The sequence below is a fragment of the Rhizobium sp. RSm-3 genome (assembly GCF_001854685.1).
Classification (GTDB): domain Bacteria; phylum Pseudomonadota; class Alphaproteobacteria; order Rhizobiales; family Rhizobiaceae; genus Rhizobium; species Rhizobium ecuadorense.
Genome location: NZ_MAWZ01000001.1, coordinates 52,970 through 65,387, shown reverse-complemented (window position 1 = coordinate 65,387; position 12,418 = coordinate 52,970). Strand labels below are relative to the sequence as shown.

At 60.3% G+C, this 12,418-nt stretch carries 13 protein-coding genes and 1 tRNA gene; 5 read left to right on the top strand and 9 right to left on the bottom strand.

All coding sequences use genetic code 11. The annotated features are described in order from the left end of the window. Positions 1–5: 5 nt before the first annotated feature. The 4 genes from ppk2 to BBJ66_RS00255 are packed head-to-tail and all read right to left on the bottom strand — an operon-like array spanning position 6 to position 4,121. Complete coding sequence (gene ppk2 / locus BBJ66_RS00270; RefSeq protein WP_049731297.1) at positions 6–851, bottom strand: polyphosphate kinase 2; 846 nt, start codon at positions 849–851, stop codon at positions 6–8. 19 nt (positions 852–870) lie between these two features. After that, positions 871–2,571, bottom strand: coding sequence for a SulP family inorganic anion transporter (locus BBJ66_RS00265; protein ID WP_244471186.1), 1,701 nt, complete (start codon positions 2,569–2,571; stop codon positions 871–873). 51 nt (positions 2,572–2,622) lie between these two features. Next, complete coding sequence (locus BBJ66_RS00260; protein ID WP_049731299.1) at positions 2,623–3,780, bottom strand: HlyD family secretion protein; 1,158 nt, start codon at positions 3,778–3,780, stop codon at positions 2,623–2,625. Then, complete coding sequence (locus BBJ66_RS00255; protein ID WP_049731300.1) at positions 3,780–4,121, bottom strand: DUF3302 domain-containing protein; 342 nt, start codon at positions 4,119–4,121, stop codon at positions 3,780–3,782. The genes BBJ66_RS00260 and BBJ66_RS00255 overlap by 1 nt, the downstream gene beginning before the upstream one ends. Before the next feature lie 271 nt (positions 4,122–4,392). On the opposite strand from BBJ66_RS00255, the gene BBJ66_RS00250 reads away from it, so the two are divergent. The 3 genes from BBJ66_RS00250 to BBJ66_RS00240 are packed head-to-tail and all read left to right on the top strand — an operon-like array spanning position 4,393 to position 7,118. Then, on the top strand, positions 4,393–4,707 hold the full coding sequence (locus tag BBJ66_RS00250) for a hypothetical protein (RefSeq protein WP_049731301.1): 315 nt from the start codon (positions 4,393–4,395) through the stop codon (positions 4,705–4,707). Between the two features lie 54 nt (positions 4,708–4,761). Further along, positions 4,762–6,150: a DUF3300 domain-containing protein gene (locus tag BBJ66_RS00245; protein ID WP_049731302.1), complete on the top strand. Its 1,389-nt coding sequence runs from the start codon at positions 4,762–4,764 to the stop codon at positions 6,148–6,150. 29 nt (positions 6,151–6,179) lie between these two features. Next, positions 6,180–7,118, top strand: coding sequence for a DUF2950 family protein (locus tag BBJ66_RS00240; RefSeq protein ID WP_071084098.1), 939 nt, complete (start codon positions 6,180–6,182; stop codon positions 7,116–7,118). A 26-nt stretch (positions 7,119–7,144) separates the two neighbouring features. On the opposite strand, the gene BBJ66_RS00235 is transcribed toward BBJ66_RS00240, so the two are convergent. Then, on the bottom strand, positions 7,145–7,654 hold the full coding sequence (locus tag BBJ66_RS00235) for a CYTH domain-containing protein (protein WP_071084916.1): 510 nt from the start codon (positions 7,652–7,654) through the stop codon (positions 7,145–7,147). A gap of 129 nt (positions 7,655–7,783) precedes the next feature. After that, positions 7,784–8,251 (bottom strand): hypothetical protein, encoded by a 468-nt coding sequence (locus tag BBJ66_RS00230; protein WP_049731304.1) that lies wholly within the window; start codon positions 8,249–8,251, stop codon positions 7,784–7,786. Between the two features lie 245 nt (positions 8,252–8,496). Here BBJ66_RS00230 and BBJ66_RS00225 point away from each other — a divergent pair, with 245 nt between their 5' ends. Continuing rightward, positions 8,497–10,278, top strand: coding sequence for a hypothetical protein (locus tag BBJ66_RS00225; protein ID WP_071084096.1), 1,782 nt, complete (start codon positions 8,497–8,499; stop codon positions 10,276–10,278). Positions 10,279–10,377: 99 nt separating this feature from the next. Here BBJ66_RS00225 and BBJ66_RS00220 read toward each other — a convergent pair whose 3' ends face one another. From BBJ66_RS00220 to BBJ66_RS00210, 3 genes are all read right to left on the bottom strand, one after another. Beyond that, complete coding sequence (locus BBJ66_RS00220) at positions 10,378–10,671, bottom strand: GIY-YIG nuclease family protein (protein ID WP_049731306.1); 294 nt, start codon at positions 10,669–10,671, stop codon at positions 10,378–10,380. Between the two features lie 101 nt (positions 10,672–10,772). Beyond that, a tRNA-Ala gene (locus BBJ66_RS00215) sits at positions 10,773–10,848 on the bottom strand. A gap of 150 nt (positions 10,849–10,998) precedes the next feature. Next, positions 10,999–11,382, bottom strand: coding sequence for a TIGR02300 family protein (locus BBJ66_RS00210; RefSeq protein WP_003583384.1), 384 nt, complete (start codon positions 11,380–11,382; stop codon positions 10,999–11,001). Positions 11,383–11,708: 326 nt separating this feature from the next. Here BBJ66_RS00210 and cmk point away from each other — a divergent pair, with 326 nt between their 5' ends. Continuing rightward, the gene (gene cmk / locus BBJ66_RS00205; RefSeq protein ID WP_049731307.1) at positions 11,709–12,356 is read left to right on the top strand and encodes a (d)CMP kinase; all 648 of its coding nucleotides are present in this window, start codon (positions 11,709–11,711) and stop codon (positions 12,354–12,356) included. Positions 12,357–12,418 lie beyond the last annotated feature (62 nt).

Here is a 12,418-nt window from a genome sequence, read left to right as displayed (position 1 = left end):
CGCGTTTATGACGCCGTGTCCGGCACGACATGGCGGATGCTGCGGTCCTCCACGAAATCCGACGGCCGTTTCTGGCGTTTTCCGAGATCGGGCGCATCGAACTTCACCCGCTCATAGGGGATGGATTGCAGGATGTGCGAGATGCAGTTGACCCGGCCGCGTTTCTTGTCATCCGAGGGCACGACCCACCACGGCGCATGGTTGCTGTCGGTCATGCGCAGCATCTCGTCATAGACCCGCGTGTAGTCCCACCAGCGCTGATAGGATTCGACATCCATGGGGCTGAGCTTCCACTGTCGCACCGGGTCGTCGATCCGGCGTCTGAAACGACGTTCCTGTTCTTCCTCGCTGACCGTCAGGAAATATTTGAGCAGAATGACGCCGCTTTCGACGATCGCGGCCTCGAAGCGGGGCGCCAGCTCAAGAAAGCGCTGCGCTTTCTTTTCGCTGCAGAATCCCATGACGCGATCGACGCCGGCGCGGTTGTACCAGCTGCGGTCGAAGATGACGATTTCGCCGGCCGCCGGCAGATGAGCGATATAGCGCTGCATGTAGATCTGGGATTTTTCGCGGTCGGTCGGCGCCGGCAGCGCCACGACACGGAAGACCCGCGGGCTGACCTTTTCCGTTATGCGCTTGATCATGCCGCCTTTGCCGGCGGCGTCCCGTCCCTCGAAGATGATGACCACCCTCGCGCCGGCCTTCTTGATCCAGGCTTGCAAATGGGCCAATTCCACCTGCAGCCGCCCGATTTCCTTGTCGTAATCCCATGATTTCTTTTTTTTCTTATTGCCCTTTGCGACACGGTCTGCCGCTCCATCCGTCTGTGCGGGCTCGTAGTTCTCGTCCATTTCTCTCCCTCCCTTTCGGTTAAGATGGTTTGCCTGCCGGCATAGCAGCGCCGGTCTCGCCGACACTTCCGATCAGCGCTCTGAGCGCTTCCTCTCGACCATTGAAAAGATTTTCGACGCCGATCGCTTTGATGACGCCGGCGCGGTCGAGGATGCCGCGGCTTTCTTCACTAAGGTCGGCCATGGCAAAGACGATATTGCGCTTTGCCAGCAGTTCGGCCACGGCGTCGAGCGCGGCTGCGCCGGTGCTGTCGATATGCGTGACGGCACTGGCATCGAGCACCAGGCATCGGGTTTCGGCCGGAAGTCCCTTGGCGACCGAGGCCAGCCGCATCCTGATATAATCGGCATTGTAAAACAGAATGCTGCCCTGGATGGCGAAGACGGCGGCGCCCGCGACGGGGCGAGCTTCCGGAAAACGGGCGAGATCGAAAAAGCCGTGCCGTCCTTCGATACGGCCAAGCAGGCCATCGCGGGGAAACATCGTCTGACGCAGGAGATAGACGAGCGTTGCCGCAACGGCGACGATGACGCCGTTGAGAACACCGAAGCTGATTGCGCCCCACATGGCGATCAGCGCAAAAATGAATTCCATGCGGCTGATGCGCCAGATCTTTTTCAATTCGTGAATATCGATGAGGCTGATCGCCGCCGTTGCAAGAATTGCGGCGAGCGCGGGAATGGGAAGGATCCGCAACGCGCTATGAAGGAAGACAAGCGCGGCAATCAGGGTCGCGGCCGATACCAGTCCCGCCACCTGGGAGACACCGCCCGTCGACAGGTTTATCGCGGTTCGCGAATCCGAGACGCTGACCGGAAACGAGCCGAACAGACCGGGCGCGATATTGGCGGCGCCAAGTCCGATCAATTCCTGATTGGCGTCGACCTCCTCGCCGGTTCGTGACCCAAAGCTTCTTGCCGCGACGATGCCGGCGCCGAAGCTGACCAGAAAGATCGCCGCCGAACCGAGCACGATCTTGTCGAGAGGCATCTGATGTAATGCAGGCAGGGACAGGCTCGGCAGTCCGCCAGGGATATCGCCGACAACTGCGATGCCGCGGCCCTGGAAATCGAAGATCGCCGAAAGCACGACCGAGAGGACGACCACCAGAACGGGACCCGGAACTCTGAACCGGAAGGCCCGCACGATCCATAACAAGGCGAACATGACGAGGCCGAGGACGAGGGAAGGCCAGTGGATCAGACTGCTCTTGGCGAGCATTTCGACAAGCGGCGGGATCAGTCCATCCGACTGGATCTTCACTCCTGTGAAGCGGCCGATCTGTCCGACAAGGATCGAGAGCGAAACGCCCGCGAAGAAGCCCACCAGAATGGGGCGGGAGAGAAAACTTGCGAGAACGCCGAGCCTCAGCAATTTCGCCGCGATGCAGAAGACGCCGACGCCAAGCGCAAGGGCCGAGGCGATGGCGACCCGGTCGACAGCTGCCGTCGTCGGTTCGGCGGCGATAATGGCGCCCATGGCGGCCGCCAGCACGGTCATGGTCGCAGCATCCGGCCCGACGACCAAAAGCCGGGAAGGACCGAAGATCGCATAGGCGATCGGCGCGACGATGCTGGCATAGATGCCGGTCTCCGGCGGCAGGCCGGCGATGGCGGGATAGGCGATGGCGCTCGGCAGGCCGACTGCGGCGATCGACAGCCCGGCCGGAATGTCACTGCGGAGCCAGTCTCTGTTGAAGCCGGCCAAGCCCCGCAACATCGGAAGACTTCCTATCACCGCGGGCTCCTTATTCTTTGCCGCTGATATGCATCAGTGTTCAAGAAACACGTAATTCATCCAGCTGCTCATGCGCAGCAGCACCTTGCGCAGAACGGCGACGTGGTGCCAATGATGGGTGTAGACCGCGACGTCCGCGACCACGCCGCCCGGCAGTTGATAGTCCTTGGTGCTTTCGAGCAGCTCGATCCGAGCCAGCGTTTGTCCAGGCGAGAGGCGCTCGGGTGATTGCGGGTCGATCAGCGCGCCGCTCGGCTGCAGCTGGCCCTGGGCCATCACATCGATGACCTCTCCCACCCGCGCCTTGAATATCTTGCCGGGCACGGCTTTGAAGGAAACCTCCGCCTCATCGCCGACGCGGACGCGCTGCAGCGAGTTCTGGATGAAGGCCGCCGCCAGCATGCGGTCCTGGCTGTCGATGAAGACCATGACCGGCCGTAGCGGCAGAGGATTGGCCATCATTCCGGGGCGGAGGAAGACCTGGGTCACGTAGCCGTCGGTCGGCGCCCGCACGACCGTCTGGTCGAGTTCGTACTCGGCATTGTGCAATTCCGCCTGCAGCCTTGCAACCGTCGGGTTGGTTCCGTTGATCTCAGACTCAAAGGCAAGCTTTGCCTGCAGCGCCTGGGCGCGGGCCGTGTCGACCGTAGCCTCTGACGTCAGGTAGATGCCGCGCCGGTTTTCGACCTCGAGTTCGGAAAAGACAGCACCCTTGCCGCTCGACTTTGCATTCTCGTTCGACTGCTGGAATTTCTCAAAGGCCTGCTGCGACCTGTCCCGCGAGGCCTCGGCGCCCGTGACAGCTGAATTGGCGGCATCCATGGCCGCTTTCAATTGCAGGACGGACTGCTCGGCTTCTGCGAGCGCGGCTTTTTTCTGATCGACGGTAAACTGGTAAGGCCGCGGATCAATGCGAAAGAGGATATCGCCCTTCTTCAAAGGCGCATTCGCTGTCACCGGGACCTCGACGACCTGGCCTCCGACGACCGGGATGACCGGTGCCGAGGTGAAATAGATGCGACCGTCGCTCGAATAGGGATGGTTATAGCTCATCAGGAGCAGCAGGGTTGAAATGAGGAAGATCCCTCCAAGGACAGCGGTTGCGAGCGTCCACTGGTTCACCGGGATCCTGAATATTTTAAAGACTGCCCAGCAGATCGCGGCGTAGGTGAGTATAAGGAGCAGATCCATCAGGCGTTCTCCTTCTCCGGCGTCCTTGTCTCGAGCTCGGCGATTCGTGCATGGAGGCGAGCGATTTCCGCGTTCGCCTCAGCTTCCGCCGATAACTTCCCGTCTTGCCGGATGCCCCAGCCCCTGTCTTCGCGGTAAAGCGTTGCCCAAATGAACAGAAACGGCCAGATCACGTGGAGCGTGAAGAGGCTGACCCATCCGGCAACATGTATAGCGTCCTGATGGGGGTGGTTTCGTGCCTTGGCCATCAGGTGGGGAATGTCGTGAATGGCAATCACGGCATAGAAAAGCGTGACCACGACGAAGACCAAGACGCCCAACGCAAAATAGTCGAGAAACACGGATCCCCCTTCCGGCTTGGGTCTAGCCCGAGCCGCTGATCGCAAGCGAAGCTGGAATAGTAGGCCCGTTTCGGCGCAAAGGCCCGTAGCATCGCGTAATCTCTATCGAGGCGTCCGCAGATCATTCAACGGATCAGATCGGCTGTGCGGCAGGCAGTCATGCAAGAGCAGCGAGTCGCATTGTAAGATCGCGTATTTTACGTCTCCAACTCGTTCGCCTGATATATAATTTCTCCCATCTGCTGAGCGCAGTTCGGCGGCGGGGGCGGCGATGGCGTCGGGAGAAAGTGGTTCGACATACCGGTCCGCCCTTGAAACGGCAGAGACTTATTTTCCCGACCAGGCGAGGCTGGTGCAGCGGCTTTTCTACGTCAATGAAGCCTTTCACAGCATGTGCGAGGATCTGGCTGCCGCGGCGGAGGCTTTGGCGCGTGCCGAACAGCTGCCTGAGGCGATCAAGGAGCTGCGGCGGCTGGAATATGCAGGTCTGGTCGATGCCCTGTTGAAAGAGATGCGAGAGGCGATATCGCAATCGAAAATTGTAGTGCTCAGGCGTTCAACCGTCACCGGTCCGAAATCTCCGTAAACGCGTCCGTCCGTCAACCGATTCAAGGCAACCGATTCAAGGGAGGTGCATGCGATGAAAGCAATTTCCCGCAAACTGCTTGGTGGATTGTCGGCTCTGGCGATCATTGTGCTGCAGCCGGCCCTCCCCGTGCGAGCACAGGCTCCCGCGCCCGCTGCCGCGCCTGCTCCGGCGGGCGCCGAACAGCCGGCCGCTGCCCTCCTCTCCGAAGACGAGCTTGAAGTGCTGGTCGCGCGGATCGCGCTCTATCCGGACGAACTGGTCGCGGCGATTTCGGCCGCCTCGCTCTTTCCGCTGCAGATCATCGAAGCACAGCGTTTTCTGGAAGCGAAAAAGAAGAATACCGACCTCAAGCCCAAAAGCGACTGGGACGGCAGCGTCGTTTCGCTGCTCAACTACCCTGACATCGTCAAGATGATGAGCGAGGATCTCGACTGGACCCAATCGCTCGCCGATGCGCTCGCCAATCAGCAGAAGGACGTGCTGATCGCCATTCAGCAGCTTCGCGACGAGGCGGTGGCAAAGAACATCATCAAGACGGACGACAAGGTGACGGTTGTCACCGAAAACGACAACATCATCATCCGGCCGACCGATCCCGAGAAGATCTATATCCCGCAATATCCGCCGGAAATGCTCTATGAGCCGGGCTATGCGACGGAACCGATCTCCTATTATCCCGACTACTACGACAGCTATTATTATCCCGGCGCCGCCTTCTTCGCCGGCGCCGTCACCGGGCTTGCCTGGGCCGCCATCGTCAACTGGGACGACTGGGGGGTATGGGGCGGCCGCTGGGACGGCGATATCGACATCGATTGCAACAATTGCCTGAACAATCGCAACTTCAACGGCAAAATGAAGTTGAATGACGTCGACTGGGCGAATGTCGACCGCAGCAAGCTGAGCATCGGCAAGGATCAGCTTGGCAAGCTGGACCGGTCGGCGATCCAGTCGGGGCTACAGGCCGACAATCGCAATCAACTGCGCAACAAGGCCGCGGACAGGCAGGCAAGCCAGGGGCCGGGCAATCGCGGCACGGCGGCGCGCGCGGACGATATCCGGAAAAGCACGGCGCAAGGGCTGAAGGCCAAACCGCAGGCAAACAGGCCGGCGGCCGGTGATCGTCAGACTGCGTCCCGGCCGGAGAACCGTCCCAAACAATCGGCCAATCGCCCTTCGGCGAAACCCGCGCAGAAATCCGTCAAGAAACCCAGCAAACCGCAGATGGCTGCGAGGCCCGACAATCGCGGACGCCAGTCGAGCGCACTCGGCAATGTCCAGTCCGGCCGCCAGCAGGCCGTCGCCTCGAAACGAGGTGCACAAAGCATGGGCGCTCACCGCCCGGCAGCCCGTCCCGTTCAGCACTCGCGCCCGATGCCGTCGCGCGGCGGCGGCGGCCGCGGTGGCGGTGGTGGCGGCAGAGGAGGAGGACGGCGATGAGACCCCTTCCAAGCCCATGGAGCTACATCATGAGACGTCAAGCGATCGTAATCCCGCTCATGCTTGCGACAGCGCTTTGCGCGATACCGGCGACACCGGCGATTTCGCAGGGCCAGACGGATCTCACCGAATACAAGGCGGCAAAGGCTTCACCGAAATTCGACAGCCCGGATCTTGCCCTCGATCGGCTGAAATCGGTGCTCGGCTCCAATAATATCGGCGATCTTGCCGATCTGCTCGGCCTGAACGCGGACAGACTGCGCGCCAGCAACGAGGCGATGATCGCTTATGGATTGATCCGGGAGGGCGCCGAGCGACAGATGATCCTGAAAGACGCCGATGGTGCGAAGATCGTTGCGATCGGCGATCGGCTCTGGCCTCTGCCGTTCCCGCTCACCGAGGACAAGGATGGGAAATGGTCCTTCGACACACAACGCGGCTTTGAGGAGATCGTCAACCGGCGCATCGGCGAGAACGAACTGGCGACGATCGACACGATGCACGAATATGTGGCGGCGCAGTATCAATATGCATCCGACGATCGCGACGGTGACGGTATTTACGAATTCGCCAAGAAACTGATCAGCAGTCCAGGCAAGCTGGACGGTCTCTACTGGGACCCGAAGGTCTATCCGGAAGAAAGCCCGGCAAGCGCGCTTGTGGAGACGGCCGCCTTCGGCGCCGCCAAACGCGGCGAAGGTTATTTCGGATACCGCTATCGCATCCTGACCGCCCAGGGCGACAATGTGCTCGGCGGCAAACAAAGCTACGTCATCAATGGATATATGACCGGCGGCTTCGCACTCATCGCCTGGCCGGTCAACTATCGCGTGACCGGCGTGCAGACATTTATCGTCAACGGGAGGAGCGCCATCTACCAACGCGATCTCGGACCGCAGACGGAACAGCGCGCCGCCGCAATCAAGGAATTCAATCCGGATACCAACTGGACCATTGTAAGCGATTAGGTTCGGGCAGCGTCCCGCGCCCCGTTTCAGAGGTGCGACGCCGCTGCCCCTGTCCGCCCCGACGCAATCAGGGGGGGCTTGTACGAGGCAGCGGCCATGGCGCGATTGGAATAGCGTTTGTTGCCCGTGACTTCCCGCCCGAGCCATTGCGGCAGCGCCGGCAGATCTTCTTCGCTCGCTATTTCGATCTCGGCGAGCGTCAATCCCTCATAGGCTCCGGCAAAGACGTCCACCTCCCAGTTTCGGCCCTCGTGAACGACCCGGTAGCGGGTCTTTTCAATAACGTGGCCAGTCGCATGGAGAAGCAGGTCTCGCGCCTCTTCGACGGGAATCTCATACTCATATTCGTCTTTCGCAAGCCCCATCGTATGGAATTTGATTGTCAGGCAGGCGGAACGACCGTCAATCAGACGGACACGCACCGGGTTCTCGCCGCGAGACAGATACCCCTGCTGCAGGACATGTGAAATGCTGGCCCGCGCGCGCCAGCTATCGTTACGCACGAGGAATTTGCGCTCGATCTCGGTCGCTTTCACGTTGATTTCTCCCGAAGGATTTCCGGTTTTCTCCGAATCCCGGAAATGCTCCACTCCTTGTTCTCACATAATTCCCGAAGCAAAAGGGCTAGGCGCTTTTGCTGGAACTGCTCTCGCTTTTCCTGCCGGTCACTCGACAGGCGGCTCCCAGGTGAGGAAGAAGCCGACGTCTCCGGGCATGCCGTCCGGGAAGTTGATGATCATGGCCTTCAGCCCGTATCCCTGCGGCTTGGCAACCTCTTCGAAAAGTTCGAGAAGTTCCTTTGCCTTTCCCTGCAGCGTCTTCTGCCATCCCGACAGGTTATTGTTGATGGCCCGGCCGCTGTCGGAGCAGAAGGTCGATGGAAAGCTGTAGATCAGCGCCTCGTATTTGCCGTCTGCGGCCGCTTTCATGACCAGCCGCTTGATGGTGGCGCGCTCGGCCTCGCCGAGCTGTTTGCGGAAAAAATCTTCGACGAATTCCGCGTGTTTCTTTGCTTCACGCGCCTTGATCTTTTCGCTGCGCTCCATCTCGACAAGCTGAAGCTCCAGAGCACGTTTGCGCAGTTCCTCTGCACTCGTCATCGGATGGGATGTAGAGGTCTCAGGTGATGTCATCGCAGCCTCCTCCAGAATACCCGGCGATGATAGGGCGAGCTTGGAGACTAAGGCAGTAAAATACATGACCGGGCCGGTAGAATACGGTATCCTACGCCGGCCTTTCGCAAATCGTGACTACGTCCATTATTTGGCCAGTCATCGGATTCTTTTGGCGTTGGGTGGGGTATTCAGCTGGGCAGCATTGCCGTTACGGCTGGCGGGGCGTGCTGCAGATTGTTCGCAATCGCAGTCTGGGGGAACCGATGACGAGTGCAGGCATAAACAGGGTCGCCGCCTCGCAGGAGGAGGTGCAGCAGCAACTCGAGCGAATTCTTTCCAGCCGGGAGTTCCGCCTTCCCGAACGGACGAGGAAGTTCCTTGAATTCGTCGTCACGGAAACGCTTGCGGGCCGTCGCGACTATCTGAAGGCCTTTACCATCGCGCAGGCCGTTTTTGGCCGGGACGCGAACTTCGATGCCCAGCAGGACCCCTGCGTTCGTATCGAAGCCGGCCGGCTGAGACGGGAACTCGAACATTATTACCTGACCGCCGGCGGCGCCGACCGGATCATCATCACCATCCCGAAGGGCGGCTACGCGCCGGTCTTCGATGTCATCGAGAGCGCTGGACCCGCGAACTTGGTGTCACCCGAGCACCCCCATCGGCCTGGCCGGTCGGGCGATGATAGCGGGCAGATCGATACGGCTGCGGATACGATCAGCCGGGAGCAACCGGACCGGGGTCTATCGCGGCCCCTATATTGGCTGCTTGCAGCGGGCGCCGTGCTCATCCTGGCCGCGGCAGCAGCGCTCCTTCAGCAGTTGGGATCGTCGAATGCGGAGCGCGAGACGGTAGCGGGAACCGACAATCGCCCCACCATTATCGTCGAGCGTTTTGAAAGCGCGCCCGACGGGAGCCTTGCCTCCGATATCTCCCGCGGCATGACCGACGATATCATCGAGAAGCTGGTCCGCTTCAACGACATCGTCGTCGTCACCGCCATGCCGCGGAAAACCGGCGAAGCTTCGCCAGGGCCGCTCTATGCCCTGCAGGGAAGTGTGCGGCTTGAGGGCAGCAACTTGCGCTCGACAGCCAGACTCGTGCGACGGGCCGATGCTGCTGTCATCTGGGCAAGCGACTACGATGCCGACTTGAAGATGCAAGGCATCCCGAAAACGCAAACGATCCTTGCCGGGGATATCGCCGCGGCGGTCGCGCGGCCGTTCGGCGTCATGTTCCAAACCGATACTGCGGCCATTGCCGGCAATCCGGACGCTTTTTCCTGCGTTCTCTCCTATTACAGCTACCGCAACGAAATGACGGTGCAAGCTCACGAAGCGGCGAAATCCTGCCTGCAACAGGCCGTGGAAAAAACCCCGGCCGATTCCAATGTCGCGGCCCTTCTTTCGTTGATATATCTCGACGAGTTCCGCTTTTCATACAAGCTTCACACGCAATCGACGGCCGCCACGCTCGGCATCGCCAAAGAACTTGCCGAGCATGCGGTGCAGCTCGACTCGAAGAATGCCCGCGCCCTTCAGGCACTGATGCTGGCCAACTTTTTCGGTCATGATCCGGCTGCCGCTCTCAGCGCCGGCGCCGCCGCCTATGCCAGCAATCCGAACGATACCGAAGTGGCGGGTGAATACGGCCTGCGCCTGTCGATGTCGGGGGAATGGGATAGAGGCTGCACGCTGATTTCGGAGGCCGTCGGCAAAAATGCCGGCCCACGCGGATATTACGAAGTCGGAATGGCCCTCTGCGCCTTCATGCGCGGCGATACGCAGGCTGCCGAACTCTGGTCGCGCATGTCTGATCTCAATTACAACCCGATGCATCGCCTCGTATTGCTCTCCATTCTCGGCGCGCTTGGAAAAAAGCAGGAGGCCGACGAACAGCTCGACTGGATCAGGCGCGAATCACCTGCACTGATCCCGAACATCCGACGCGAAGTCGTCAGCCGGCTGGCGCGAACCGAGGATCAGCAGCGGTTCTTTGCGGGAATAGAGGCTGCGGGGCTGTCGGTGCAATCGCCGAGAGATTGAGGTCGTGGGAGCGGAATGCCAGCGCCAAATCGATGGTCTCTAATTTATGCCCGTTATTGACGCCTCTGCGAGAGGCACGGCTTTCGCCTGCACCCGCGTTTATTCGGAATCGGTCTTCCGGTCGGCGAGTCGATTTGACGCCAGATTAGGCTGGACCAGTCTCTTGCTGGCAAAAGCCCTGCCGGAATGCGATTTCAGGTATGTTTCGAATTCAAGCGCCTTGTGCTTGTCAGGAAAGGCGCAATACCAGAGCAAATTCCATGGTGCGAATTTGGCGGTATGGGTGGATTTTCCGGCATTGTGCGCCGACAGACGCTGTTTCAGATCTGCGGTAGAGCCGGTATATTCCTGATCGGGAAAATCGACGCTGCGGAGAATATAAACGTACCACATCAGCGTTTCAGCCCGTCGTCGCCCTTCCGGCTATGCCGGGCACTGCTTCGGCCTAACGGTTTCCCGCGGCTGCGCCACGCGAAGCCCGTAAGGGCGAAGCGTGGTGGAGCTAAGCGGGATCGAACCGCTGACCTCTTGCATGCCATGCAAGCGCTCTCCCAGCTGAGCTATAGCCCCATCAAGGTGGTCCGGCTGAGGGCCGGTCCTGGGATGCTTCGCAGGGCGTGCCCTGCGGAGTGGCGGCTTATTACTTCCGGTTTTCGGAGATAGCAAGCCTAAAAAATCCGGCCCGGAGAATTTTTTCCTCGCCGGGCCGAAATGCAGCCGTCAGACTTCGTCTTCGTCGCCGGTCACGCCGATGATGTCGCTCATGTCGTCGTCGTCATCGTCTTCGTCGGGTGTGAGGAAGGTGTCGTCGTCGTCATCGCCTTCGATTTCGACATCGTCGTCGCCCATATCCGGGATGTCGTCGCCGGAGGCGGCGTCATCGGCATCCTCAAGCGATACCAGTTCGACTTCGGTGTTTTCGGTATCGACTTCCGCAACCTCGTCTTCTTCGGCAACGTCAGCTATCGCCGAGGTTTCTTCGAAGAAGGACAGGGGGTAGGACTTGCCGGTATAAGGAGAAACGATCGGATCCCGGTTCAGATCATAAAACTTCTTGCCGGTTTCCGGATCGGTACGCTTGGTTCCAAGTTCCGCTTTCGCCACTATAAGCCTCGTGAGAATGGCCGAATCCGAGATTCGGCAAATGCCGTTCAAGCCGGCGTTCCATCGGAATTTATAAGCCGGTCCCCTTAATCGCTGTGGCTTCCCATGTCAAAGCCAAACTTTATGATCGGAGCGCAAGGTATTTCCGGCGCCGACGGATGACCGGCCGGCGGGTTTATGGTAGCGAGCCGCGGCAGCTGCGGAGCTGAGCGAAGATCGTCGCCGGAAGGGGCGGCCTTGCGAAGAAAATGCTGCGCCTTTACAAAGGATTACGCGTGCATGGCGCCGCGCCGCGGCCTTTGAGCCGGTTGCCCAGGATTGACAAGATGAGCACCAGGACTTTCACCATCGCCATCGATGGCCCGGCGGCGGCCGGCAAGGGCACTCTCTCGCGCCGCATCGCCGAGCAATACGGCTTCCATCATCTCGATACCGGCCTGACCTATCGCGCCACGGCCAAGGCGCTGCTCGACGCCGGCCTGCCGCTCGATGACGAGGCGGTGGCCGAAAAGATCGCGCGGGAGGTTGAACTTGCCGGATTGGATCGCGATATACTTTCCAAACATGAGATCGGCGAAGCCGCGTCGAAAATAGCCGTCATGCCGGCGGTGCGCCGGGCGCTGGTCGAGGCGCAGCGGCGATTTGCGACGAAGGCGCCGGGAACCGTGCTCGACGGGCGCGATATCGGCACGGTCGTCTGCCCGGATGCGCCGGTGAAGCTCTATGTGACGGCGACGCCGGAGGTGCGGGCAAGACGCCGTTACGACGAGATCCTCGGCAAGGGGGCGACGGCCGATTTCGATGCGATTTTCGAGGACGTCAAGCGGCGCGACGAACGCGACATGGGACGGGCCGACAGCCCTTTGAAACCAGCTGATGATGCGCACTTGCTTGATACGTCGGAAATGAGTATAGAGGCCGCGTTTCAAGCCGCTCAATCGATCATCGATGCGGTCTTGAGCCGAGATGCCTAAATTCAAGCGATTTTGCATGCTCAGACGCATGGATCGCTTTTAATACAGCAGCCTGAAATTCC

Excerpts from the sequence above, each read along its gene's own strand:
- BBJ66_RS00225 (WP_071084096.1), top strand. The coding sequence starts at position 8,497 with ATGACGAGTGCAGGCATAAACAGGGTCGCCGCCTCGCAGGAGGAGGTG.
- BBJ66_RS00220 (WP_049731306.1), bottom strand. The coding sequence starts at position 10,671 with ATGTGGTACGTTTATATTCTCCGCAGCGTCGATTTTCCCGATCAGGAA.
- BBJ66_RS00240 (WP_071084098.1), top strand. The coding sequence starts at position 6,180 with ATGAGACGTCAAGCGATCGTAATCCCGCTCATGCTTGCGACAGCGCTT.
- BBJ66_RS00250 (WP_049731301.1), top strand. The coding sequence starts at position 4,393 with ATGGCGTCGGGAGAAAGTGGTTCGACATACCGGTCCGCCCTTGAAACG.
- ppk2 (WP_049731297.1), bottom strand. The coding sequence starts at position 851 with ATGGACGAGAACTACGAGCCCGCACAGACGGATGGAGCGGCAGACCGT.
- cmk (WP_049731307.1), top strand. The coding sequence starts at position 11,709 with ATGAGCACCAGGACTTTCACCATCGCCATCGATGGCCCGGCGGCGGCC.
- BBJ66_RS00260 (WP_049731299.1), bottom strand. The coding sequence starts at position 3,780 with ATGGATCTGCTCCTTATACTCACCTACGCCGCGATCTGCTGGGCAGTC.
- BBJ66_RS00230 (WP_049731304.1), bottom strand. The coding sequence starts at position 8,251 with ATGACATCACCTGAGACCTCTACATCCCATCCGATGACGAGTGCAGAG.
- BBJ66_RS00265 (WP_244471186.1), bottom strand. The coding sequence starts at position 2,571 with ATGTTGCGGGGCTTGGCCGGCTTCAACAGAGACTGGCTCCGCAGTGAC.
- BBJ66_RS00245 (WP_049731302.1), top strand. The coding sequence starts at position 4,762 with ATGAAAGCAATTTCCCGCAAACTGCTTGGTGGATTGTCGGCTCTGGCG.